We start from the raw sequence: 22,217 nt of genomic DNA, 5'->3' as shown, positions 1-22,217 counted from the left end.
CCGTGTAGGCTCCTGGCCTGGAGCAGAGCCATGCCCGACCACAGCCCGTCCCGCCCGCCACGCCACGCCGCGCGCCCCCACGCCCTGGCGCCACTCCTGGGGCTGCTGGCCCTGACCGCCTGCGGCGCCTCCGACCCCGGCCTCCAGGCCCCCCTGCTGCTCCAGGCCAGCCCCGGCGCCGGCCGCCAGGTCTCGGTCACCTGGGCGCCGGTGGCCGACGCACGCCTCGACCACTACCTGCTCTACCAGCGCCGTGGCGCCGGTCCGCTCGAGCTGGCGGCCACCGTGGCGAAGCCCGGCACGGGGCGGGTCCTGCCGCGCCTCCAGCCCGGTGACACCTACGGCTTCGCGGTCGAGGCGGTGGACGCCGCCGGGCAGGCCTCGCCGCGCAGCGCCGAGGTGGCCGTCACCATGCCGGCCACGGCCCCCCAGACCGCCCTGCCGAAGGGCACCGACGGGGCGCCCAGCGGCGCCTACGAGTACCTACCGCCCGGCTACGGCGACGGCGTGCCCCGGCCGCTGCTGGTCTTCTGGCACGGCTTCGGGGAGAACGGCGACGGCCTGTTCCTGCTCGACCGGGTGCTGGCCAACGGGCCGCCGCGCCTGGTCCAGCAGGGCAACTGGCCGGCCTCGCGCCCCTTCGTGGTCCTCTCCCCGCAGAACGAGCTGGACTGCCCGACCGCGGCCAAGGTCCACGCCTTCTTCACCTGGGCCATGGCCCGCTACACGGTGGACCCGAAGCAGGTCTTCCTCACCGGCCTCTCCTGCGGCTCCATCGGCAGCTGGGACTACCTCGGCACCCACACCGACACCCTGGTGGCGGCGGCGCTGCTGCTGGCCGGCCGCCCCAATGGCGCCTGGACCCGGGCCGGCTGCGACCTCGGGAAGGTGGCCATCTGGGCCATCCACGGCACCGCGGACCCCATCGTCGAGATCGGCCCGGAGGAGGCGGTCATGGCGTCGCTGGCGGCCTGCCCGACGCCACCCCGCCGGGAGGTCCTGTTCACCCCGGTCCAGGGGGCCGGGCACGACGTCTGGAGCAGCGTCTACTCGGGCACCCTCGGCGCGGTGGGCGACCCCTACGCCTGGCTGCTGGCCCACGCCAAGCCCTGAGGGGCGAGCCACCCGGCGCCGGCGGCCTGGCGTGCGCGCGGCGGCCGTCCGCGCTAGATTCCCCTTCCCGAGCCCCACCTGGAAGGCCCTCATGGTCCGCGAAATCGTCATCTGGCCCGACCCCGTCCTCAAGGAGATCGCCAAGCCCGTCGAGCGGGTGGACGACTCCCTCCGCAAGCTGCTCGACGACATGGCCGAGACCATGTACGCGGCCGACGGCGTCGGCCTGGCCGCGCCCCAGGTGGCGGTGCTCAAGCGGGTGCTGGTCATCGACACCTCGCCGCGGCAGGAGGGGCAGAAGCTCCTGCACTTCGTGAACCCCGAGATCGTCAAGACCGAGGGCATCACCACCTACACCGAGGGCTGCCTCTCCATCCCCGGCGAGGCCGAGGACGTGGAGCGGGCCGACGTCGTCTGGGTGCGGGCGCTCGACTACCGCGGCAAGCCGTTCGAGCTCGAGTGCCACGGGCTGCTCTCCATCGCCGTGCAGCACGAGTACGACCACCTGCAGGGCACGCTCTTCGTGGACCACCTCTCCTCGCTGAAGCGCGAGCTGATCCGGCGCCGCATGAAGAAGCTGAAGCTGGAGCAGGCCGAGGAGCGCGCCGAGCAGAAGGCCGAGCAGGTCAAGGGCGCCAAGCGCCACGAGTCGGCGCTGTAGGCGGCCGCGGTCGCCTGGCTGGTCGGCGGGCCTGGCAGCGGGCGGGCCTGGACGGGAGTTCCGTCGCTCGGCCCACGGACGGGCGCCTCGTCCGCTGGCGCCCGCCCGGGAGTTCCGTCCCTCGGCCCACGGACGCGCACCGGCCCCGCGGCGCGCCGCCATGACGCACCGTGCCGTGACGCGCCCGTGACCAGCCGGATCCATGCTTTCCACATGGACCCGACCGCCAGCGCCCCGCCCAAGCCGCTCCTGCGCGGGGTCTCCCACGAGATCGCCGCCGCCTTCGCGGTGGCCGGGTGGGTGGCGCTGCTGCAGGCCGCCCCCGGCCCGCGCGCGCTGGCGGCGGCGGCCGTCTACGGGCTGGCCCTGACCGCCCAGTTCGCCGTCTCGGCCCTGTACCACCGCCCGCGCTGGGGCACCCGCGCCCGCCTGGTCATGCGCCGGCTCGACCACGCCGCCATCTTCATGCTCATCGCCGGCACCTACACCCCGTTCGGCCTGCTGCTGCCGGACGGCGCCGGCCGCGGCCTGCTGGTGGCGGTCTGGATCGGGGCCCTGGCCGGCATGGTCCTGTCGGTGGCCTGGCCGCTGGCGCCCAAGTGGCTCATGGCGGTGCTCACCGTGGGGCTGGGGTGGATGATCGTGCCGATGCTCCCCGCGCTCCACGGCGCCATCGGCGCCGGCGGGCTGTGGCTCCTGGGCGGCGGCGGCGTGGCCTACACGGTGGGGGCGGTGGTCTACGCCACCCGGCGGCCCGATCCCTTCCCGCGCGTCTTCGGCTACCACGAGGTCTTCCACGCCCTGGTCATCCTGGCCGCCGTGCTGCACTACGTGGCGGTCGCCGGCGTGGTCGGCGCGCTCGGGTAGCCGGGCCCTTTCCACGTTGCCCGCCCCCGCGCCGGCGTGCTCTCCTCGCGCGCCATGACCGCCAGCCAGCGCTTCGACGAGGCCTACTACCGCCGCCACTACACCGGCCGGCGGCGCGTCCACACGGCCAGGGAGATCGACCGGCTGGCGCGCGGCGTGACCGGGCTGGCCGGCTGGTTCGGCGTGGAGCTCGAGCGGGTGCTCGACGTGGGCGCCGGCCCGGGGCTGTGGCGCGACTGGTTCCGGCGCCACCGCCGGGGCGTGGCCTACCGCTCCACCGACGTCTCACCGTACGCCTGCGCCCGCTACGGCCACGAGCGGCGCGACATCTCGCGCTGGCGGGCCCGGCAGCGCTTCGACCTGATCGTCTGCCAGGGGGTGCTGCAGTACCTCGACGACGACGCGGCGGCGCGGGCCATCGAGAACCTGGGGGCCATGAGCCGCGGCCTGCTCTACCTGGAGGCCATCACGGCGCGCGACCTGGCCGAGGTGGTGGACCGGGAGGCCACCGACACCGCGGTGCACGGCCGCAGCGGCGCCTGGTACCGGCGCCGGCTGGCGCCGTGGTTCCAGCAGGTAGGCGGCGGGCTGTGGGCGTCCCGGCGGGCCGGCCTGCCCTTCTACGAGCTGGAGGCGCCGGCGGATCGCGGCGCCTGAGCGGCCGGCCCCTCACCTCGGGGTCCCTCCACCTCCCCCCCCCCCCCGGGGGGCCCCTACAGCCGCTCGTCGATGGCCCGGTTCGACATGGCGTCGGCCTGGGCGTTCTCCTCGCGCGGGATGTGGCGGATCTCGATGGCCGTGAAGGCCTTGAGCAGCCCCTTGGCCTCCTCGTGCAGCGGCTTGAGGTGCTCGGCCTTCACGGCGTACTCGCCGTTGAGCTGCCGCACCATCAGCTCGGAGTCGGCCAGCACGTCGAGCTCCTTGATGCCCATGGCCTTGGCGCGCTTCAGGCCGATGATCAGCCCCATGTACTCGGCCACGTTGTTGGTCTCGTCGCCCAGGAACTTGCCGACCTTGGCCACGATGTGGCCCTCGGGGCTGACGATGACCGCGCCGGCGCCGGCCGGGCCGGGGTTGCCGCGGGCCGCGCCGTCGGTGAAGAGGCGGGTGCGCACCGGCCGGGCGGCCACCTCGGCGGCGGCCACGGTGGCCTGCCGCTCCACCTCGGCGGCGGCGGCCCGCTCGCGCTTCTTGGCCTCCCGCTCGCTCTTGGAGAGGTCCATGGCCTCCTGCAGCTCCTCGGCGGCGCGGGCCGCGGCCTTCTCCACCTCGGTGCCCTTGCGCACCTTGAGGCCGCGCGTCACCGCGCCGGGCGCGGCGGCCCCGCCGGTCTCGCCCTCGGCCTCCTCGAGCCGGTCGGCGGCGGCCGAGAGCAGGGTGCCGAGGGTGTCGCGGGTGTGGCCCTTGTAGCGCGCCAGGGCCCGCGGCAGCTCCTCGTTGGCGGCGATGAAGCGGAGCAGGTCCGCCAGGACCGAGCGCGCCACGGCTAGGCGGGCGGCGGCGCCGGCGGGTTGACCGCCGAGGCCGAGTAGATGATGCGGTGGCAGTTGGGGCAGGCCTCGATGGTGTCGGCCCGCTGCAGCACGATGGAGAGCTGGGGCGGGATGTTGCGGTGGCAGCCCTGGCAGGTCGAGCCCACCACCGGCGCCACCGCCACCCCGGCCCGCTTGCGCTTGAGCCCCTCGTAGCGGCCCAGCAGCCCCGGGTCCACCCGGGTGGCGGCGTCGGCCCGGCGGGTCGCCAGCGCGGCCAGGCGGGCCTCGGCCTCGCCCTGCTTGCGCTGCAGCTCGGCCAGGGCCGCCTGCGCCACGTCCTCCGAGTCGGCCAGCGCCTCGCCGCGCGCCTCCAGCGCCGACCGGATCTCGCCGGCGGCGGCCAGGAGCACCTTGCCCTGCTCGGTCTGGCCGTCGTTGGTCTTCTTGGCGATGTCGATCTCGCGGGAGAGCGCGGCGTACTCGCGCGGGGTCTTGATGTCGCCCAGGCGCCCCTCCCACTTCTTCACCTTGTCGCGCTCCAGGGCCAGCAGCGCCTCGATCTGCCGCCGGTCCCGCTCGTTCTGGTCGAGGCGGGCCTTCTGCTCGTCGTAGGCCCGGCGTGCCTCCAGCACCTTGGCCTCCAGCGTGGCCCGCTGCCCGGGCACCGCGTCCAGCGCGGTGCGGACCTCGTTGCTCTCGAGGTCGATCTGCTGCAGCTCCTCCAGTGCCTTCAACTTCTCACGCAGCGACGACAATGAAGCCCTCCTTGGCCACTCGAGTGGGCCCACCAGGATTTGAACCTGGATGCGTTCGGTTATGAGCCGATTGCTCTGCCGTTGAGCTATGGGCCCGCTTCTCGCCCCGGCCGGCGCAGGCCCGGTGTACCACGTCCGGCGGGCCTCAGTTCTCCACGAAGCTCTTGAGCCGCTTGGAGCGGCTGGGGTGCCGCAGCTTGCGCAGCGCCTTGGCCTCGATCTGGCGGATGCGCTCGCGGGTCACCTCGAAGTCCTGCCCGACCTCCTCGAGGGTGTGGTCGCTCTTCTCGCCGATGCCGAAGCGCATGCGCAGGACCTTCTCCTCGCGCGGCGTCAGGGTGGCCAGCACCTTCCTGGTCTGCTCGGCCAGGTTCATGTTGATGACCGCGTCGGAGGGCGAGACCAGCGACTTGTCCTCGATGAAGTCGCCCAGGTGGCTGTCCTCCTCCTCGCCGATGGGGGTCTCCAGCGAGATGGGCTCCTTGGCGATCTTGAGGACCTTGCGGACCTTGTCGAGCGGCAGCTCCATCTTCTCCGCGATCTCCTCCGGCGTCGGCTCGCGGCCCAGCTCCTGGACCAGGTAGCGCGAGGTGCGGATGAGCTTGTTGATGGTCTCGATCATGTGCACCGGGATGCGGATGGTGCGCGCCTGGTCGGCGATGGCCCGGGTGATGGCCTGGCGGATCCACCAGGTGGCGTAGGTCGAGAACTTGTAGCCGCGCTTGTACTCGAACTTGTCGACGGCCTTCATCAGGCCGATGTTCCCCTCCTGGATCAGGTCGAGGAACTGCAGGCCGCGGTTGGTGTACTTCTTGGCGATGGAGACCACCAGGCGCAGGTTGGCCTCCACCAGCTCGGTCTTGGCCTTCTCGGCCTTGAGCTCGCCCTCCAGGATGGTGCGGTAGGTCCGGCGCAGCTCCTCGCGCGGCACCTTGGCCTCCTCCTCCACCCGCAGCAGCTTGCGCTGCGCCGTGCGCATGGCCCGGTCGACCTCCTCGAGGTCGTCGCCGCGCGCGCCCAGCCGCTTGCCCAGCTTCTTCCAGGCGGCCTCGTCGCCGCGCGCCTCGCGCAGCACCGCCTTGAGCTCGCGCACCTTGAAGCCGGTGCGCCGCTCGCAGTCGAGCTGCTCGCGCTCGGCCTCCTCGACCCGCTTGATGAAGCCCTTGAGCTTCACCACGATGCGGTCGATCTGCTTCTTGTTGATCTGGATGGCCTCGAGGTGCTCCAGCATCTGCCCCTCGATCTCCCGGATCTTGCCGCGCAGCTCCTTGCGCTTGGCGTCGGAGAGCTTCTTGTTCTCGTCCAGCGTCTCCTTGATCTGGGCCACCCGCTTCTCGGCCGAGGCGATCTTGCCGATGTGCTCCAGCACCTTCTCGACCTTGCGCTCCTCCTCCTTGGGCAGGGCCGGCTTCTCCGGCTCCCCGGCCACCACGGCCTCACCCTCGGCGGCGGCCTCGACCTCCTCGACCTCCTCCTCCTCCTCGGTCTCGGCCTGGGCCTCGTCGCCCTGGTCCTTGATGATCTCGCGGACCCGGATCTTGCCCTTGCGCAGCCGCTCGCCCAGCTCGTTGATCTCGGCGATGGCGATGGACGAGGAGAGCACCGCGGCCAGGATCTCCTTCTCGCCCTCCTCGATGCGCTTGGCGATCTCCACCTCGCCCTCGCGGGTCAGCAGGGAGACGGAGCCCATCTTCCGCAGGTACATGCGGACCGGGTCGTTGGACTTGCCGTAGCCGGCGTCCTCCTCCTCCTCCTTCTCCTCCTTCTCGTCCTTGGGGTCCGGCTCGGGCGGCTTCTCCGGCAGCTTCATCTTGGAGGCGTCGTCCACCACCTCGATGTCGTGCTCCCCGAACATCGACATGACGTCTTCGATCTGGTCGGAGGCGATGTCGGAGGGCAGGGCGTCGTTCACCTCGTCGTAGGTGAGGAAGCCCTTCTCCCGGCCGCGCTCCATCAGCGCCTTCACCTCGGACCGCTCGGTGATGTCGCTCATGTCGTCGACGGGGAACTTGTCGTCGTCGAGCTCGTCCTCGTCCTTGGCGGCGACCGGGGCGGCGCCCTCCTCGCCCTCCTCGGCCTCGTCGTCGTCCTCGGCGTCCGGGTCGACGGCCGGGGCGCCCTTGCGCAGCTTGACCGGCTTCGCCTCCGGGGCCGCCTCCCCCCGCTTGCCCTTGCGGAGGAGGGGCTTCTCCTCCTCGGCCTTCTCGGCCTTCTCCGCCTTCTCGGACCGGGCGCCCTTGTGCGGCCGCTCGGGGTGGGCCGCCTTGGCGGCCTTGGCCGGCGCCCTGGCGGGCGGGCGGGCCGCCTCGGGGCGCGCCTTGGCCCGCACCACGGGCGGCCTCGCCGTCTTGGGGGCCTTCTTCGCCTTCGGGGGCTTGACGGGCTTCTTCGGCATGTCGGTCCGACTCCTTCGGGGCGTTGCGTGCAGCGTCGTTTCCTAACAGGGGGCGGGGGTGTGAGCCCAGCCAATGCTGCGGCGGTGCGATGTTCGGTCTACCCGCCTGCGTCCAGGGCGCGCAGGCGGCGCTCCAGGTCCGAGCGGCGCCGGGCCGCCACCTGGGCCTTCACCAGCAGGTCGTCGGGCACCGGCGAGCCCTCGCGGGCGATGAGGGCGTGCAGCCGGCCCTGCTCGGCCACCTGCAGCTCGATGGCGGCGCGGACGCAGGCGCGGCGGAGCTGGCCCGCGGCGGCGGCGGCCTCGGGGCGGCCCGGGCCCGCCAGGGCGCGCAGGCGGTTCAGGGTGGCCTCGTCGGCGGTGGCGGCCAGGCGGGCCAGGGCGGCGTCCAGGCCCATCGGCTCGCGCACCAGGTCGCGGGCCAGATCGGCCAGCGGGCCGGCCGGCAGGAGGCCAGGCAGCCCCTCCTCCTCGGCCACCGGGGCCAGGTCGGGGAAGGCGGCCAGCAGCCCCAGGGCGTCGGCGGCCGACCCCGGCAGGACCACCCGGACCCGCCCCGGCCCCTGCGCCGGGGGGCCGCCCCGGCTGGGGCGGTAGGCCTGGCGCTGCGGCTCGGCGGGCCGGTCGCGGTACTCCGGCGGGGCCTCGTCGTCGTCGAGATCGGGCGGGGCCTCGTCGCGGCGCGGCGGCGGGCGGGCGCCCTTCAGCTCCTCGCGCAGGGCCGCCACGTCCAGCTCCAGCCGCCTGGCGATGGTGTCCTCGAACATGGAGCGGGCCAGCCCCTCCGGCACCAGCTTGACCAGCGGGGCCAGCTCGGCCACCGCCTGCAGCTTGGCCTCCAGGGCCGCGCCGGCCGGCCGATCGCCGCAGTGGCGCTCCACCGCCCGGTCCACCAGGAACTGGGAGAGCGGCACCGCCTGGGCCAGCAGGGCCTCCACGCCGGCGCGCCCGTGGAGCCGGGCGTAGTCGTCGGGGTCCACCTTGCCCGCCTCGGCCGGCAGGGTGGCCACCTTGCCGGACAGGCCGGAGGGGAAGAGGGCGGCGGCGGCCTTGGCGGGCGCGGCCAGGCCGGCCGGGTCGCCGTCGAACAGCACGGTGACCTCGCGGCAGTCGCAGCGCTTGAGGAGGTCCACGTGCTCCGGCGTGAGCGCCGTGCCGCAGACCGCCACGGCGTTCTTCACGCCGGCCTGGTGCAGCCCGATCACGTCGAAGTACCCCTCCACCAGCACCGCCGAGCGGGTGCGCCGGATGCCCTCGCGGGCCAGATCGATGCCGTAGAGCACGCGGCTCTTCTTGTAGAGCAGGGTCTCCGGGGTGTTGAGGTACTTGGCACCCTTCTCCTCGCCCAGCGCCCGGCCGCCGAACCCGATCACCTGCCCGTCCAGGGAGGTGATGGGGAACATGAGCCGCTGGCGGAACCGGTCGTAGGTCCGCCCGTCGTCCTTCTCCACCAGCAGTCCGGCCTTCCGGAGCGCCGCGTCACCGATGCCCTTCTCCTTCAGCCGCCCCCCGAGGTCGTCCCACCCCGGCGCGGCCACCCCCAGGCGGAAGGCCTTCACCTGCTCCTCCGCCACCCCGCGCGACACCAGGTAGGCGCGCGCCGCCTCCCCGTACCGGCTGCCCAGCCGGGCCGCCCAGTAGCGGGCCGCGGCGTCGTTGGCCGCCTGCAGCTCGGTGCGCTCCTGCCGCCGCCGCTGCGCCTCGGCGGTCTCGTGGGCGTCCGACTCCGGGATCTCGATGCCCACCTCGGCGGCCAGCTCGCGCACCACCTCGGGGAACTCCTTGCCCTGCAGCTTCTGCAGGAAGGTGAAGACGTCGCCGTACTCCCCGCACCCGTAGCACTTGTAGTGCTTGTCCTCGACGTAGACGTGGAAGCTCGGGGTGCGCTCCCCGTGGAACGGGCAGCAGCCCTTCCAGGTCCGGCCGGCCCGCTTCAGCTCGACGTGCCGGCCGATCACCGCCACCACGTCGACCCGGGCCCTGATCTCCTCCTTGATCTCGTCGGGGATCAGGGACCCCTCCAAAGGACCTGACGGGCCTGGTGACGCGGGCCGCTTTCCGGCGGGCGCGGCGCCGTGGGCCCTACTTCGCGGAGAGGCGCGCCTTCACCAGCTCCGAGACCAGCTTGCCGTCCGCCTTGCCCTGCACCTCGGGCAGCAGGGCCTTCATGACCGCCCCCATGTCCTTGGGACCCGTGGCGCCCGTGCTGGCCACCGCCGCGTCCACCTTGGCCCGGACCTCGGCCTCGGTGAGCTGGGCGGGCAGCCAGCCCTGGAGGATGGCGATCTCCGCCTCCTCCTTCTCCACCAGGTCCTGCCGGTTGCCGGCCCGGTACTGCTCGACCGAGTCCTTGTGCCGCTTGATCTCCGAGGAGATCACCTGCAGCACGCCGCCGTCGTCCAGCGGCTTCATGATCTCGATCTCGCGGTACTTGACGGCGCTCTTGAGCATCCGGACCACGGAGAGCTTCACCGTGTCCTTGTCGCGCATGGCCGTCTTGAGGTCGGCGTCGAGCTGGTCCTTGAGGGCCATGAGGGTCCCGAGGGCGGAGCGCGACCTAGTAGGTCTTGCGGTTCTTCTTGAGCGCGCGCTTCTTGGCGGCCAGGGCCTTCTTCTTCCGCTTCACGCTGGGCTTCTCGTAGTGCTCGCGCTTGCGGATCTCCGAGAGGATGCCCGCCTTCTCGCACTGCTTCTTGAAGCGCTTCATGGCGTTCTCGAAGGACTCGCCTTCCTTGACACGCACTCCGGTCATTCTTGTCCTCTTGGCCTCTCAGGCCTGGTTCGGCTCGCCGCTGCGGGAAAGCCTGGGTCGTCGGGTCGCCACGAAAACGCAAAGCCGGACGCCTTGTGGGCACCCGGCTTCTCCGCTCTATGGAACGGGCCTCTTAGGAATTTTTCGTTACCTTGTCAAGGGGTTCCGCCGGGTGGGCGGGGGGCGTGGCGCTTCTCCAGCACCTCGTAGACCTCGGTCGGCGTGACCCCCGCGGAGGCCAGCACCACGAACAGGTGGTAGACGAGATCGGCCGCCTCCAGCGCCAGGTGCTCGCGGGTGTCCAGGCCGGCCAGCAGCCCCTGCTGGGCCTCGGCCACCTCGTAGGCCTCCTCGATCACCTTGCGGCGGGCCTTGCCCGGCTTGGCCAGCAGCTGGCGGGTGTAGCTCTGCTCCGCCGCCGGGTCGGCCCGGCGGGCCTCGATGGTGCTCCAGAGCTGGGCGAGGAAGCGCTCGTCGGCCATCTAGATCTCCTGGGAGGTGAAGAAGCAGCTGCGCGCCCCGGTGTGGCAGGCGGGGCCCGTCTGGGCCAGGGTGTAGAGCACGGCGTCTCCGTCGCAGTCCACCGCCACCCGGGAGACCACCTGCAGGTGGCCGGAGGTGTCGCCCTTGCGCCAGAGCGCCTGGCGGCTGCGCGACCAGTAGGTGCCGCGCCCGGTGGCCAGGGTCTCCTGCAGGGCCGCCCGGTTGGCCCAGGCCAGCATGAGCACCGTGCCGTCCGCCTCCTGGGCGATCACCGGCACCAGGCCGCGGTCGTCGAACTTCACCAGGTCCAGCACCGAGGTGGCGGGCACCGGGTCGGCCCGGAGGTCGCCGCCGGCGGCCGGGTCGGGTCGCTTCGCGCTCATGGCCTCACCTCGATGCCGCGGGCCCGGAGGAAGGCCTTGGCCTCGCCCACGGTGTGCTTGCCGTCGTGGAAGATGGAGGCCGCCAGGGCCGCGTCGGCGAAGCGGAGCCCCTCGGCCAGGTGCTCCAGCGACCCGACCCCGCCCGAGGCGATGACCGGGATGGTGACCGACCCGCAGACCCGCTCCAGCAGCTCGAGGTCGTAGCCGGCCTGGGTCCCGTCGCGGTCCATCGAGGTGAGCAGGAGCTCGCCGGCCCCGCGCGCCGCCACCTCGCGGCACCAGGCCAGCCCCTCCAGGCCGGTGGCCCGGGAGCCGCCGGCCACGTGGACCTCCCACTCCTGCGGCCGCCCCTCCGCCCTGGGGCGCCGCTTCACGTCCACCGCCACCACCAGCGCCTGGGCCCCGGCGATGGCCGAGAGCCGGTCCACCAGCCCGGGGTCCTTCACCGCCGAGGAGTTGACGCTCACCTTGTCGGCCCCGGCGTGCAGCAGGGCCACGAAGTCCTGCTCGCTGCGGACGCCCCCGCCCACCGTGAGCGGGGCGAAGACCCGGGCCGCGGTGCGGGTCACCAGGTCGAGCAGGGTGCCGCGGTTCTCCAGGGTGGCGGCGATGTCGAGGTAGGTGACCTCGTCGGCCCCCTGCGCGTCGTAGCGGGCCGCCGCCTCCACCGGGTCGCCGGCGTCGCGCAGGTTCTGGAAGTTGACGCCCTTGACGACGCGGCCGTTCTTCACGTCGAGGCAGGGGATGATGCGCTTGGCCGGCATGGGGGGGCTCCGTTGGCGGCGGCCGCGTCAGGCGGGGCGGGGGCCGGCGGCGGCGCCGGCGGGGGTGCGGGCCAGCGCCACCGCGGCGGCCAGGGTGAAGCGCCCCTCGTAGAGCGCCTTGCCCACGATGAGACCGGCCACCCCGGCGGCCAGGCAGGCCGTCACGTCGTCCAGGCTGGCCACGCCGCCCGAGGCCACCACCGGCAGCCCGGCCTCGGCCTGCAGCGCGGCCGCGCCGGCGGCGTCCACCCCGGTGAACATGCCGTCGCGGGCCACGTCGGTGTACTCCACCAGCGTCACCCCGGCCTCCTTGACCCGGCGCGCCACCTCGGCCGCCTTGAGCCCGGAGCCCTCCAGCCAGCCGGCCACCTTCACCTCGCCGTTGCGGGCGTCGATGCCGCAGACCACCTGGCCGGGGAAGCGCTGGCAGGCCTGGCGCACCAGGTCGAGCCGCTCCACCGCGGCGGTGCCGAGGACGGCGTAGCGCACCCCCAGGGCCAGCACGCGCTCCACGTCGGCCAGCGACCGCAGCCCGCCGCCCAGCTCGATCTCCAGCCCCTGCACCGCGCAGATGTCCCGCACCGTGTCCAGGTTGATCGGCCGGCCGGCCCTGGCGCCGTCCAGGTCCACCACGTGCAGCCGGGTGGCGCCGGCGGCCAGGAACTCGGCGGCCTGCTCGGCCGGGTGGCGCGAGTAGACCTTCCTGGTGGCGAAGTCGCCCTTCTCCAGGCGCACCACCTCGCCGCCCATCAGATCGATCGCCGGGATGACCAGCACCTAGACCTCCACGAAGCGGCGCAGGAAGGCCAGCCCGACCTGCTGGCTCTTCTCCGGGTGGAACTGCACCGCGAACAGGTTGCCGCGCGCCAGGCCGGCGCAGTACGGCACGCCGTGCTCGGCCAGCAGCTGCACGCCGGGGGCCTCGGCCGGCGCGGCGTAGCTGTGGGCGAAGTAGACGTACTGCCCGTCGAGCGGGGCGAAGAGCGGGTGGAGCGGGCCGGCGGCGCGCACCGGCGACCAGCCGATGTGCGGCAGCTTCACGCCCGAGGGCAGCCGGCGGATGGTGCCGGGGATGAGCCCCAGCCCGCGGGCGCCGCCGGCCTCCTCGCCGGCCTCGAAGAGGATCTGCAGCCCCACGCAGATGCCCAGGACCGGCGCGCCGCGGTCGATGGCCTCCCGCAGCGCCGCCTCCACGCCGCTCCTGCGCATGGCGTCGGCGCAGGCCGGCATGGCCCCCTGGCCCGGCACCACCACCCGGTCGGCGCGCCGCACCACCGCCGGGTCGTGCGTCACCACCACCTCGGCGCCCACCTCGCGCAGGGCGTTCTCCACCGAGCGCAGGTTGCCGGCGCCGTAGTCCACCAGCGCCACGGTGCCGGGCGGCCTGGGGCCTCGGGTCACAGCACCCCCTTGGTGGACGGCAGCGCCGTCCCCTCGCGCACCAGCGCGGCCCGCAGGGCGCGGGCCACCGCCTTGAAGGTGGCCTCCACCACGTGGTGCAGGTTGCGCCCGTAGCGCACGTTGACGTGCACGCAGATGCGGGCGTGGTTCACCAGCGCCTGGAAGAAGTCCTGCGTCAGGTCCACGTCGTAGGCGCCGATGAACTTCTTGCCGCTCACCAGCGGGGCGTTGAAGGTGAGGTGCGGCCGGCCGGAGAGGTCCACCACCGCCTCCACCAGCGCCTCGTCGAGCGGCACCACGGCGTGGCCGTAGCGGGCCAGGCCGACCTTGTCGCCCAGGGCCACCCGCAGCGCCTCGCCGAAGGCGATGCCCACGTCCTCCACGGTGTGGTGGGCGTCCACCTCCAGGTCGCCCACCGCCCGCACCTCGAGGCCCAGGCCGCCGTGCCGGGCGATCTGCGAGAGCATGTGGTCGAAGAAGGGCAGCCCGGTCTGGATGGCGGCCACCCCGCCCCCCAGGGTCAGGGCCAGCGTGATGTCGGTCTCCTTGGTCCGGCGGGAGATCCGGCCCCGGCCGGGCTTCTGGGTGGGCTTGCCTGCCTTCTTCGCCGTCTTCATCGCGCTCCCCTCGACCTCGACCTCGACCCCGACCCCGACCCCGACCTCGACCCCGACCCCGACCTCGACCCCGACCTCGACCTCGACCCCGACCCCGACCCCGACCTCGACGTCGACCCCGACCTCGACCCCGACCCCGGCCCCGCCTGTTCGACCCTGAGCCGCACCGCCCGCCAGTGCCCCTCCAGCCCCTCGGCGCCGGCCAGCGCCTGCACGGCCGGCGCCACCGCGGCCAGCGCCCGCGGGGTGAGCTCGAGCACGCTCATGCGGCGGCGGAAGGTGGCCACCGAGAGCGGCGAGGCGAAGCGGGCGGTGCCGGCCGTGGGCAGGACGTGGCTGGGGCCGGCCAGGTAGTCGCCCACCGCCTCCGGCGTGGAGGCGCCCACGAAGATGGCGCCGGCGCGGGAGAGGCGCGGCACCAGCCGGCGCGGCGAGTCGACGTGCAGCGCCAGGTGCTCCGGGGCCCACTGGTCGGCCAGCCGCACCGCCTCGGCCATGCCGTGCGTCACCACCAGCGCCCCGCGCTCCTCGATGGAGCGGGCCGCGATCTCGCGGCGCGGCAGCGTCTCGAGCTGGCGGGCCACCTCGGCCTCCACCTTCCTGGCCAGCCGGGCCGAGCAGGTCACCAGCACCGCCACCGCCCGCACGTCGTGCTCGGCCTGGGCCAGGAGGTCGCTGGCCACCAGGGCGGCGTCGGCGCGGGCGTCGGCCAGCACCAGGATCTCGCTGGGGCCGGCGATCATGTCGATGTCCACCTGCCCGAAGACCAGCCGCTTGGCCGCCGCCACGTAGGCGTTGCCCGGCCCGCAGATCTTGTCCACCGCCGGCACCGTGGCGGTGCCGTAGGCCAGCGCCGCCACCGCCTGCGCCCCGCCCACCTTCACCAGCGACGACACCCTGGAGACGTGGCAGGCGGCCAGCGTCCAGGCGTCCACCTCGCCCGAGCCCTTCAGCGCCGGGGTGGTGACCACCACCTCCTTCACCCCGCCCACCTTGGCCGGGATGGCGGTCATGAGCACCGAGGACGGGTAGCGGGCGGTGCCGCCCGGCACGTACAGGCCGACCCGCTCGAGCGGGCGGACCACCTGCGCCAGCCGGGCGCCCAGCCGGTCGGTGTAGGCCGGCACCTCGGCGTCGCGCTCCCGCTCGTGGAAGGCCCGCACCCGGTCGGCGGCCAGCCTGAGCGCGGCGCGGCCGGCGGCGGGCAGCGCCCTCCAGGCGGCCGCGAAGTCCCTCGGCCCGAGCAGCAGGGCGGCGGCCGAGGTGGGCCTCCAGCCGTCCCAGCGGACGGTGTACTCCAGCAGGGCGGCGTCGCCGCGGGCGCGGACGTCGGCCACCACCCGGGCGGCGGCCTGGCGGACCGGCGCCTCGTCCTCGTCGGAGCCGCGCGCGCAGAGGGCGGCCCAGGCCGCGGGGAAGTCGGGGGCGGTGGTGGTGAGGGTCTTCACGGGAGCCTCGCGGAGAGCCCGGTTTCATACTCCAGCCGGGGCAGGTGCGCCAACGTCGCGGCGGCCCGGCCGGCCTCACCGCGCCGCCGGCGCCTCCAGCGCCCGGCGCTCCGCGTCGAACACCAGGGCGTCCTGCTCCCGCCCGGCCCGGCGCAGGTCGTCGGCCGCCTGACGCGCCTGGGCCACCGCCTCGGCGCCCTGGCCCGCGGCGGCCAGCGCCCGCACCAGCCGGAGGCGCGCCTCGGCCAGGAGCGGCTGCAGCGCCATCGCCCGCGAGAGCGGCGCCACGGCCCCGGCCGCGTCGCCCAGGTCGGCCCGCGTCTTCCCCAGCCCGTGCCAGGCCTCGGCCGACTCCGGGTGGGCCGCCGTGGCGGCCAGGTAGGCCTGCGCCGCCGCCTCCACCGCCGCCTTCGACTCGGCGCCGCGCCCGAGCTTGCCGAGGGCCACGCCGCGCAGGTAGTGGGCCGCCGCCACCTCGAAGGGCTCGCCCCCCGGCGCCGCCGGCGCCAGCGCCGCCACCGCCGCCTCCAGCCGCCCCGCCCCCGCGAGCAGCCGCCCCAGGTCGAGCGCCGCGCCGCGGCCGGTGGGCGCCGCCGGGTCGAGGGCCACGGCCCGCCGCAGGGCGGCCTCCGCCTCCTCGGCGCGTCCGGCCGCCGCCAGCGCCTGCCCCAGCGTCCGCTCGGCCGCGGCGTGGCCCGGCCGCACCGCCAGGAGCGCCCGGCACTCCTCCGCCGCCTCGCCCGCCTTCCGCAGCCGCAGGAGCGACTCGGCCAGGCGGAAGCGGGCCTCGGTGAGCCTGGGCAGGCGCTCGAGCGCCGCCCGGTAGGAGGCCACCGCCCGCCCGTCGTCGCGGCCACCCCGCCGCGCCAGGAAGACGTCGTGGTCGTCGAGCAGCACCCCGCGGGCGAGGTGGAGCCAGGGGTCGTGTGGCCGCACCACCAGCGCCGCCCGGTAGCCGGCCTCGGTCACCTCGAAGGGCTCGGCGGCGCCGAGGTCGCGCACCCGGGCCACCTCGGCCAGGTGCTCGGCGTGGTCGAGCTGGCCGGTGAAGGGGGCGCGGGAGAGCCGGTCGAGCACCTCCTTCGCCACCCGGTACCGGTCGAACCCGGTGAGCGCCAGGCGGGCCGAGACCGTGCCCTCGTCGAGCGAGACGGGGGGCGCGCCGGTGGGCCCGGCCGCCACCGCCCGGAGCGCCGCCGGCACCGCCGCCAGGGCGGCTGGCAGGAGCGCCTTCGCCAGGAGCCAGGCGCCGTGCGGGGCGAGGTGCACGTGCTCCCAGAGCACCTCGCCGCCGGCCAGCCCGGCCGGGCTGCCGGCCCCCACCGCCGCCGCGCCGTCCACCAGGGTCACGCCCGGCCCGGCCTCGGCGGCCACCTCGCGCAGGATGGTCTCCTCCCGGCCGTCGGCCCGGAAGCGCAGCGTGTCGAGGTCCCGGGCCCGCTCCAGCCGGGTGCGGGCCTCGGCCGCGTCGCCCCGCGCCAGCGCCAGCCGGCCCAGCCGGTACTGCAGGGCCGCGTGGCCGGGGTCGAGCGCCTCGGCCTCGAGCCAGCGCGGCCGGGCCTGCTCGGCGCGCCCCGCCGCCGCCGCCGCGTCGCCCAGCGCCACCGCGGCGTCGAAGGCCGCGAGCTCGGCCGGCGTGAGGCCGGCCCGGTGGGCCGAGCCGAAGGGGGCGCAGCCCACCAGCCGCGTCGGCACGGTGGTGACCACCACCCGCGCCCCCGCGCCGCGCGCCGTGGCCAGCACGTCGGCCAGGTTCTGGCGGAAGGCCCGGTAGACGCCCTCCAGCGCCGGCGAGTCGGCCGGCACCTGCCGCTCCAGGAAGAGCTCCATCCCCCTCCAGGCCGCCGGCTGGCCCTGGCCCTCGCGGCGCAGTGCCCGGGCCGCCACCTGCCCGAGCCGGGTGGCGCCGAGGGCCACCGAGGCGCGGATGGCGGCCAGGCCCGGCTGGCCCGTGGTCAGCACCGTGCCGGGGCCGAACGGGCCCACCACCTCGTTGTTGCCGGCGTAGACCACCACCAGGTCGGGCGAGAGGGCCACCACGTCCTTGGCGATGACCCGCAGGACGTGGGAGTTGATGGCCACCACCCCGGCGTTCACCACCTCCACCTGCAGCCCGGGCAGCTCGGCCGAGAGCAGCACCTCCAGGTGGCGGGCGAACCCGTAGGGCGGCGCCGGGTCGCCCTGCGCCGCCGACTCGCCCAGCACCACCACGCGGAAGGTGCGCGGCCCCTTCTCCAGCGTCACGGCGAACGGGGTGGCGCTGCGGGCCAGCCCGGCCGGGAAGAAGCGGCGGGCGAAGTCGGGGTTGTCGCAGGCGCCGGCGCGCCCCTCCACCTGGCAGGGCACGGTGAAGCCGGCCGGGAAGCCCACCCCGAGGAGCCGCAGCCCCCCCTCCAGCAGGCCGAAGAGCAGCGCCGGGACCAGCAGGCTGGTGAGGAGCCGGAAGGCCCAGAGCCGCGCGCCCGAGGGGGCCGGCGCGGCCCCGGCCGGCGCGGGCTCGCCCGCGGGCTTGCTGACGCGGCGCGCGCTCACCGGTCCCGAGCCTCAGAACAGCGCGTAGATGAAGGGGGCCAGCGCGCTCCCCTGCGTCAGCACGATGAGCGCCCCGAAGAGCAGCAGGAAGAGGACGATGGGCAGCACCCACCACTTCTTCTGCTGGCGCAGGAACCCCAGGTAATCGGCCACGATGCGCAGCTTGGACACGCCCCACCTCTAGTACATCTTGGTGAAGTCGTCGCGCCGATCCGGCGGGCGGGGGATCCAGTAGGTGCGGGCGCCGCGATCCGGGCGGAGCTCCAGGAAGCGCCGGCCGGACAGCCGCGCCACCAGGCCGAGCGGCGTCACCACCAGCAGGAAGAGCGCCGTCAGCACCAGGCGCGACACCACCCAGCCGAGCGCCAGCGCCAGCGCCATCCAGCCCCGGTGCAGCAGCCGCAGCCGGGCCGGGGCCAGGAGCCCGGCGGCCATGAGCAGCAGGCCGGCGCCGGCGGGGAGCCAGGCCGCCCAGGCGCCGCCGCGCCAGGCGAGCCAGCCCGCCAGGAGCAGGAGCGCGCCGCCCACCGTGAGGGCGAAGGCGCGCAGCGCCCGCGGCGAGGGGTCGAGCCGGGCCAGGCCGGCGGCCACGTCGGCGGGCAGGCTCACGGGCGCACCCAGGTCCGGAGGGGATCAGTCGAGCGCACGGGTGGCCCTCCCGGCCGCGTCGTCGGTGAGCGGCGGCTGCCCCTCACGCACCAGCAGGTGGTCGCCCAGCACCAGGGCGTCCATCCCGGTGCGCATGAAGCAGCGCCAGGCGTCGAGCGGCGACTCCACCGGCGGCTCGCCGCGCACGTTGAAGGAGGTGTTCACCAGCACCGGGCAGCCGGTGCGCTCGCCGAAGCGGGTCAGCAGGGCGTGGAAGCGCGGGTGGTCGCGGCGGTCCACCGTCTGGACCCGCGCCGAGTGGTCGAGGTGGGTCACCGCCGGGATCTCCGAGCGGACCACGTTGAGCTGGTCGATGCCGAAGCGGCCCGCCTCCTCGGCGGTCATGGCGCGCTGGCGGGAGCGCTTCACCTGGGCGGTCAGCAGCATGTAGGGGCTCTCGCCAGGGAGCTCGAACCACTCGGCGGCCCGCTCCAGCGGCACCGCCGGGGCGAACGGCCGGAAGCTCTCGCGGAACTTGATGGCCAGGTTCATGCGCCGCTGCATCTGGGGCGAGCGGGCGTCCCCCAGGATGGAGCGGTTCCCCAGCGCCCGCGGGCCGAACTCCATGCGCCCCTGGAACCAGCCCACCACCTGGCCGGCCTCGAGCAGCGCCGAGACCTCGTCGAGCAGGGTGGCCTCCTCGAGCCGGCGGTGGGGCAGGCCGCGCGCCGAGAGGAAGGCCGCCACCTCGGCCTCGTCGTACGCTGGCCCCAGGCAGGCCCCCGAGAGGAGGTCGCGCCCGCCCTTGGGCGCCGCCTCCTGGCCGAAGTGGTGGTGCCAGGCCAGCAGCGCCGCGCCCATGGCCCCGCCGGCGTCGCCCGCGGCCGGCTGGATCCAGAGCCGGTCGAAGACCCCGGCCCGCAGGAGCTTGCCGTTGGCCACGCAGTTGAGCGCCACCCCGCCGGCCAGGCAGAGGTCGCGCTCGCCGGTCTCGGCGCGCACGTGGCGGGCGCAGCGCAGCACCACCTCCTCGGTGACCTCCTGGATGGAGCGGGCCAGGTCCATCTCGCGCTGGGTGAGGGGCGCCTCCGGCGCGCGCGGCGGCCCGCCGAAGAGGGCGTCGAAGCGCCGGTTGGTCATGCGCAGCCCGGCCACGAAGTCGAAGTAGGACAGGTCGAGCCGGAGCGAGCCGTCCGGCTTCAGGTCGATGAGCTCGTCGAGGATGGCGCGCACGAAGCGCGGCTGGCCGTAGGGGGCCAGCCCCATGAGCTTGTACTCGCCGGAGTTGACCCGGAACCCGGCCTGGTAGGTGAAGGCCGAGTAGAGCAGGCCGAGCGAGTGCGGGAAGCGCTGCTCGGCCGCCAGGGTGAGCCGGTTGCCCCGCCCCGCGCCGTAGGAGGCGGTGGCCCACTCGCCCACGCCGTCCAGGGTGAGGAAGGCGGCCGCCTCGAAGGGCGACGGGAAGAAGGCCGAGGCGGCGTGGGACTGGTGGTGCTCGGGGAAGAGCACCGGCCCCTCGTACCCCAGCTCGCGCTTCACCAGGTCCGGGATCCAGAGCTTCTGGTCGAGCCAGACCGGGATGGCCGCCAGGAAGGCCGGCAGGCCGCGTGGCGCCATCGCCAGGTGGGTCTCCAGGATCCGGTCGAGCTTGGTGAAGGGCTTGTCGTAGAAGGCCACGGCGGCGAGATCCCTGGCGGCGATGCCGCCCTGGCGCAGGCAGGCCTCGGCGGCGCGGCGCGGGAAGCCGGGGTCGTGCTTCACGCGGCTGAAGCGCTCCTCCTGGGCCGCGGCCACGATGCGGCCGTCGCTCACCAGGCAGGCCGCCGAGTCGTGGTAGTAGGCCGAGATCCCGAGGACGTGCACGCGCGCCTTGGTCTCTCTCAGTTGCAGGCGGTGAGCCGGAGCCCGCCGCCCACCATCCGGTCCGTGGTGCCCACGAAGCCCACGTCGAGGGTCTCGAGGGTGAGGGCGCCCCCGGCGTCCACGCTCCAGGTCACGCTGCCCGAGGCCGCGTCCACCCGGGCGTCGAGCGCGCCGCCGGTGCGCCGCTCCAGCCGCCCCAGCGCCTCGCCCTCCGCGGGGAAGGACTTGGTCGGCACCACCGTGGCGCTGGTGGCGCCGCTGGCGGGCGGCTCGATGGCGAGCGAGAAGAAGGTGGTGGTGGCCACCGGCGCCGCGAAGATGTCGGTGCAGGTGGCCGGGCTGCTGGTGAGCCAGAAGGTGAGCAGGCCAGCCTCCTTGACCACGCCGGTGGACCCCACCCGGAAGGTGAGGGCCCCCACCGTGAAGGTGGGGCCGGCCAGGGCCGGGTCCTTGGGCCCCGGGCCGCAGGCGGCGAGGAGCAGGAGGGTGAGCGCCGCCCGCCTCACCGGAGCTCCGTGAACCAGACCCGGACCTTGTGGCGGGTGGGGTCGCCCGCGAGCGGCCCCAGGTCGTCGAAGCTCGCGACCGTGCCCTGGAAGGTGTAGGGCGTGGCGCTCGCCGCCAGCTCGGCCACCCGGGCGGCCGGGAAGGCGAAGTGGAGCGGCGCCGGCGTGCCGGCCAGGTAGTGGCCCAGCAGGAACATCACCAGGGCGTGCTCGGTGGAGTGGAAGCCGTTCTTCCAGTCGTTGCACTTGGCGGTGCTGGTGGTCGCGGCGCCGCCCCAGGTGCCGAAGGCGTTCACCGAGGGGAACACCTCGCGGGCCGACCGGCCCCGGTCCACGTAGTCGGCGCGGAAGTTGGTGGAGGTCCGGGCCACCACCGGCAGCCAGGTGGGGTCGTGCAGCGCCAGGGTGGCCGCCAGCTGATCCGCCTCCGCGTAGGCCCACCAGTCGGAGCCGTTGGCCGTCTCGGCGTCGATGGACACGGGGGCGCGCCGCCAGCGCCCGAAGGTGGCGTCGTGGGCCCGGGTCAGCGCCGGCGCCGCGTGCCCCGCCAGGAACCCGGCCTGCGGCCGGTCCGCCAGCCGCTTGTCGATCTGCAGCACCGCCCAGTAGGCCTTGAGGAGGTGGCCGAAGTCGGTGTGCTTGCTGCCGTAGACGCCGATGGAGCCGGTGGCGCCCCAGAAGATGCCGTCGCGGAAGAAGGCGCGGACCAGCAGCGCCTGCAGCGCCCGCAGGTCGGCGCGCGCCTGCTCGCGCCGCGCCGGGTCGGTCAGCGCCGGCTGCACCAGCAGCTCGAAGGCCGTCACCGGGTCGAGCTGCGCCACCAGCTGCCAGCTCGCCAGGCTGCCGCCGTCCATGGCCCGCTCCTCGGCGAGATCGGCGGTGCGGCCGTCGCGGATGCGGCCGTTCGCGGCGTCCCAGTAGGTGGCCGGGTCGAAGAGCAGGTCGCGGGTGGCCAGCACCGCCGCCTCGGCGGCCGGGTCGCGGGTGACGAAGAAGTAGGCCGCCGGCCCCATCACCGCGTAGGACATGTCCTGCGCGTACTTCGGCCCGTCGCCGGCCGGCGCGCCGGCCGCGTCGAGGTCGGCGTGCCAGCCGCCGCGCGCCGGGTCGAGGGCGTGCGCGAGCAGCCAGGTGGTGCCGGCGCGGGAGAGGTCCAGCAGCGCCTCGTCGCCGGTGAGCAGGTAGCCAACCGCGTAGGCGTAGGTCTGCCGCCCCAGCATGCGCGGCTTGCGGCTGGTGGCGCCCTGCAGGCTGCCGTCCATGCCCCGGTAGGTCGGGAAGTTGCCGACCGGCGTGCCCTGGGCCTCGGGCATGCGCCAGTAGGGCAGGAGGTCCTCCTCGAGGTGCGTCACCCAGGTGGCTGGCTCGAGGCCGGCCGGGACCGCCGCCGCGGGCGGCGGGAGGAAGAGGTAGGGATCGGGTGCGGCCGCCTTCTCGCCGCAGGCGGCCAGGAGGAGCGCCGCCAGCAGCGCGGCGACGGGGGCGAGGCGGCTCGGGCGGCTGGTGCTGCGGGCGGGGTGCATGGCGCCGGAGCATAGCGCCGGACGGGGCGGCTGGCCCGACCGGCCGGCGGCCGGCCTGCCGGGCCCGCCCCGGATCGGCCGGCCCTGCCGG

Annotated in this window: 23 protein-coding genes and 1 tRNA gene; 4 read left to right on the top strand and 20 right to left on the bottom strand. The window is 74.9% G+C overall.

What is annotated here, in order from left to right; genetic code table 11:
• The first annotated feature begins 30 nt into the window (after positions 1-30).
• From IPO09_04650 to IPO09_04635, 4 genes are all read left to right on the top strand, one after another.
• Entirely contained in the window at positions 31-1,113 is a 1,083-nt protein-coding gene (locus tag IPO09_04650) for a hypothetical protein (protein ID MBK9516641.1), read from the top strand.
• A gap of 91 nt (positions 1,114-1,204) precedes the next feature.
• A complete protein-coding gene (def, locus tag IPO09_04645) occupies positions 1,205-1,774 on the top strand; it encodes a peptide deformylase (protein MBK9516640.1) in 570 nt (189 codons plus the stop codon).
• A 213-nt stretch (positions 1,775-1,987) separates the two neighbouring features.
• Positions 1,988-2,641: a hemolysin III family protein gene (locus IPO09_04640; GenBank protein ID MBK9516639.1), complete on the top strand. Its 654-nt coding sequence runs from the start codon at positions 1,988-1,990 to the stop codon at positions 2,639-2,641.
• Between the two features lie 54 nt (positions 2,642-2,695).
• Positions 2,696-3,298: a class I SAM-dependent methyltransferase gene (locus tag IPO09_04635; GenBank protein MBK9516638.1), complete on the top strand. Its 603-nt coding sequence runs from the start codon at positions 2,696-2,698 to the stop codon at positions 3,296-3,298.
• Positions 3,299-3,354: 56 nt separating this feature from the next.
• Here IPO09_04635 and IPO09_04630 read toward each other — a convergent pair whose 3' ends face one another.
• The 20 genes from IPO09_04630 to IPO09_04535 all read right to left on the bottom strand — a co-directional run bounded on the left by IPO09_04630 (position 3,355) and on the right by IPO09_04535 (position 22,126).
• Positions 3,355-3,864 (bottom strand): ribonuclease HI family protein, encoded by a 510-nt coding sequence (locus tag IPO09_04630; GenBank protein ID MBK9516637.1) that lies wholly within the window; start codon positions 3,862-3,864, stop codon positions 3,355-3,357.
• A 263-nt stretch (positions 3,865-4,127) separates the two neighbouring features.
• The gene (locus IPO09_04625) at positions 4,128-4,871 is read right to left on the bottom strand and encodes a hypothetical protein (protein ID MBK9516636.1); all 744 of its coding nucleotides are present in this window, start codon (positions 4,869-4,871) and stop codon (positions 4,128-4,130) included.
• Between the two features lie 24 nt (positions 4,872-4,895).
• A tRNA-Ile gene (locus IPO09_04620) sits at positions 4,896-4,967 on the bottom strand.
• A 49-nt stretch (positions 4,968-5,016) separates the two neighbouring features.
• Positions 5,017-7,266 (bottom strand): RNA polymerase sigma factor RpoD, encoded by a 2,250-nt coding sequence (gene rpoD / locus IPO09_04615; GenBank protein ID MBK9516635.1) that lies wholly within the window; start codon positions 7,264-7,266, stop codon positions 5,017-5,019.
• A gap of 98 nt (positions 7,267-7,364) precedes the next feature.
• Positions 7,365-9,290: a DNA primase gene (gene dnaG / locus IPO09_04610; protein MBK9516634.1), complete on the bottom strand. Its 1,926-nt coding sequence runs from the start codon at positions 9,288-9,290 to the stop codon at positions 7,365-7,367.
• 58 nt (positions 9,291-9,348) lie between these two features.
• Entirely contained in the window at positions 9,349-9,798 is a 450-nt protein-coding gene (locus IPO09_04605) for a GatB/YqeY domain-containing protein (protein ID MBK9516633.1), read from the bottom strand.
• Positions 9,799-9,823: 25 nt separating this feature from the next.
• Positions 9,824-10,018: a 30S ribosomal protein S21 gene (locus IPO09_04600; GenBank protein ID MBK9516632.1), complete on the bottom strand. Its 195-nt coding sequence runs from the start codon at positions 10,016-10,018 to the stop codon at positions 9,824-9,826.
• A gap of 155 nt (positions 10,019-10,173) precedes the next feature.
• Complete coding sequence (hisE, locus tag IPO09_04595; GenBank protein ID MBK9516631.1) at positions 10,174-10,500, bottom strand: phosphoribosyl-ATP diphosphatase; 327 nt, start codon at positions 10,498-10,500, stop codon at positions 10,174-10,176.
• Positions 10,501-10,884, bottom strand: coding sequence for a phosphoribosyl-AMP cyclohydrolase (gene hisI / locus IPO09_04590; GenBank protein ID MBK9516630.1), 384 nt, complete (start codon positions 10,882-10,884; stop codon positions 10,501-10,503).
• Positions 10,881-11,648 (bottom strand): imidazole glycerol phosphate synthase subunit HisF, encoded by a 768-nt coding sequence (gene hisF / locus IPO09_04585; protein ID MBK9516629.1) that lies wholly within the window; start codon positions 11,646-11,648, stop codon positions 10,881-10,883. Before hisF ends, hisI begins: the two co-directional genes overlap by 4 nt.
• A 27-nt stretch (positions 11,649-11,675) precedes the next feature.
• Entirely contained in the window at positions 11,676-12,425 is a 750-nt protein-coding gene (hisA, locus tag IPO09_04580) for a 1-(5-phosphoribosyl)-5-[(5-phosphoribosylamino)methylideneamino]imidazole-4-carboxamide isomerase (GenBank protein ID MBK9516628.1), read from the bottom strand.
• Positions 12,426-13,049 (bottom strand): imidazole glycerol phosphate synthase subunit HisH, encoded by a 624-nt coding sequence (gene hisH / locus IPO09_04575; GenBank protein ID MBK9516627.1) that lies wholly within the window; start codon positions 13,047-13,049, stop codon positions 12,426-12,428. It lies immediately after the preceding gene.
• Positions 13,046-13,666, bottom strand: coding sequence for an imidazoleglycerol-phosphate dehydratase HisB (gene hisB / locus IPO09_04570; GenBank protein ID MBK9516626.1), 621 nt, complete (start codon positions 13,664-13,666; stop codon positions 13,046-13,048). The genes hisH and hisB overlap by 4 nt, the downstream gene beginning before the upstream one ends.
• Positions 13,663-15,114: a histidinol dehydrogenase gene (gene hisD / locus IPO09_04565; protein MBK9516625.1), complete on the bottom strand. Its 1,452-nt coding sequence runs from the start codon at positions 15,112-15,114 to the stop codon at positions 13,663-13,665. Before hisD ends, hisB begins: the two co-directional genes overlap by 4 nt.
• 75 nt (positions 15,115-15,189) lie before the next feature.
• Positions 15,190-17,646, bottom strand: coding sequence for a hypothetical protein (locus IPO09_04560; GenBank protein ID MBK9516624.1), 2,457 nt, complete (start codon positions 17,644-17,646; stop codon positions 15,190-15,192).
• Positions 17,647-17,658: 12 nt separating this feature from the next.
• Positions 17,659-17,817, bottom strand: coding sequence for a hypothetical protein (locus IPO09_04555; protein ID MBK9516623.1), 159 nt, complete (start codon positions 17,815-17,817; stop codon positions 17,659-17,661).
• Between the two features lie 9 nt (positions 17,818-17,826).
• Positions 17,827-18,255, bottom strand: a complete 429-nt coding sequence (locus IPO09_04550) for a hypothetical protein (protein MBK9516622.1) — start codon at positions 18,253-18,255, stop codon at positions 17,827-17,829.
• A 24-nt stretch (positions 18,256-18,279) separates the two neighbouring features.
• Positions 18,280-20,097, bottom strand: a complete 1,818-nt coding sequence (locus IPO09_04545; GenBank protein MBK9516621.1) for a carbamoyltransferase — start codon at positions 20,095-20,097, stop codon at positions 18,280-18,282.
• A 17-nt stretch (positions 20,098-20,114) separates the two neighbouring features.
• Positions 20,115-20,603 (bottom strand): hypothetical protein, encoded by a 489-nt coding sequence (locus IPO09_04540; GenBank protein MBK9516620.1) that lies wholly within the window; start codon positions 20,601-20,603, stop codon positions 20,115-20,117.
• Positions 20,600-22,126, bottom strand: a complete 1,527-nt coding sequence (locus IPO09_04535) for an AGE family epimerase/isomerase (GenBank protein MBK9516619.1) — start codon at positions 22,124-22,126, stop codon at positions 20,600-20,602. Before IPO09_04535 ends, IPO09_04540 begins: the two co-directional genes overlap by 4 nt.
• Between the last annotated feature and the right edge of the window lie 91 nt (positions 22,127-22,217).

Origin of the sequence: Anaeromyxobacter sp. (genome assembly GCA_016718565.1) — a bacterium.
In the GTDB taxonomy this organism is placed as follows: Bacteria; Myxococcota; Myxococcia; order Myxococcales; family Anaeromyxobacteraceae; genus JADKCZ01.
The sequence above is the reverse complement of the archived record's forward strand: the minus strand, read 5'-3'. Positions and strand labels throughout refer to the sequence as shown.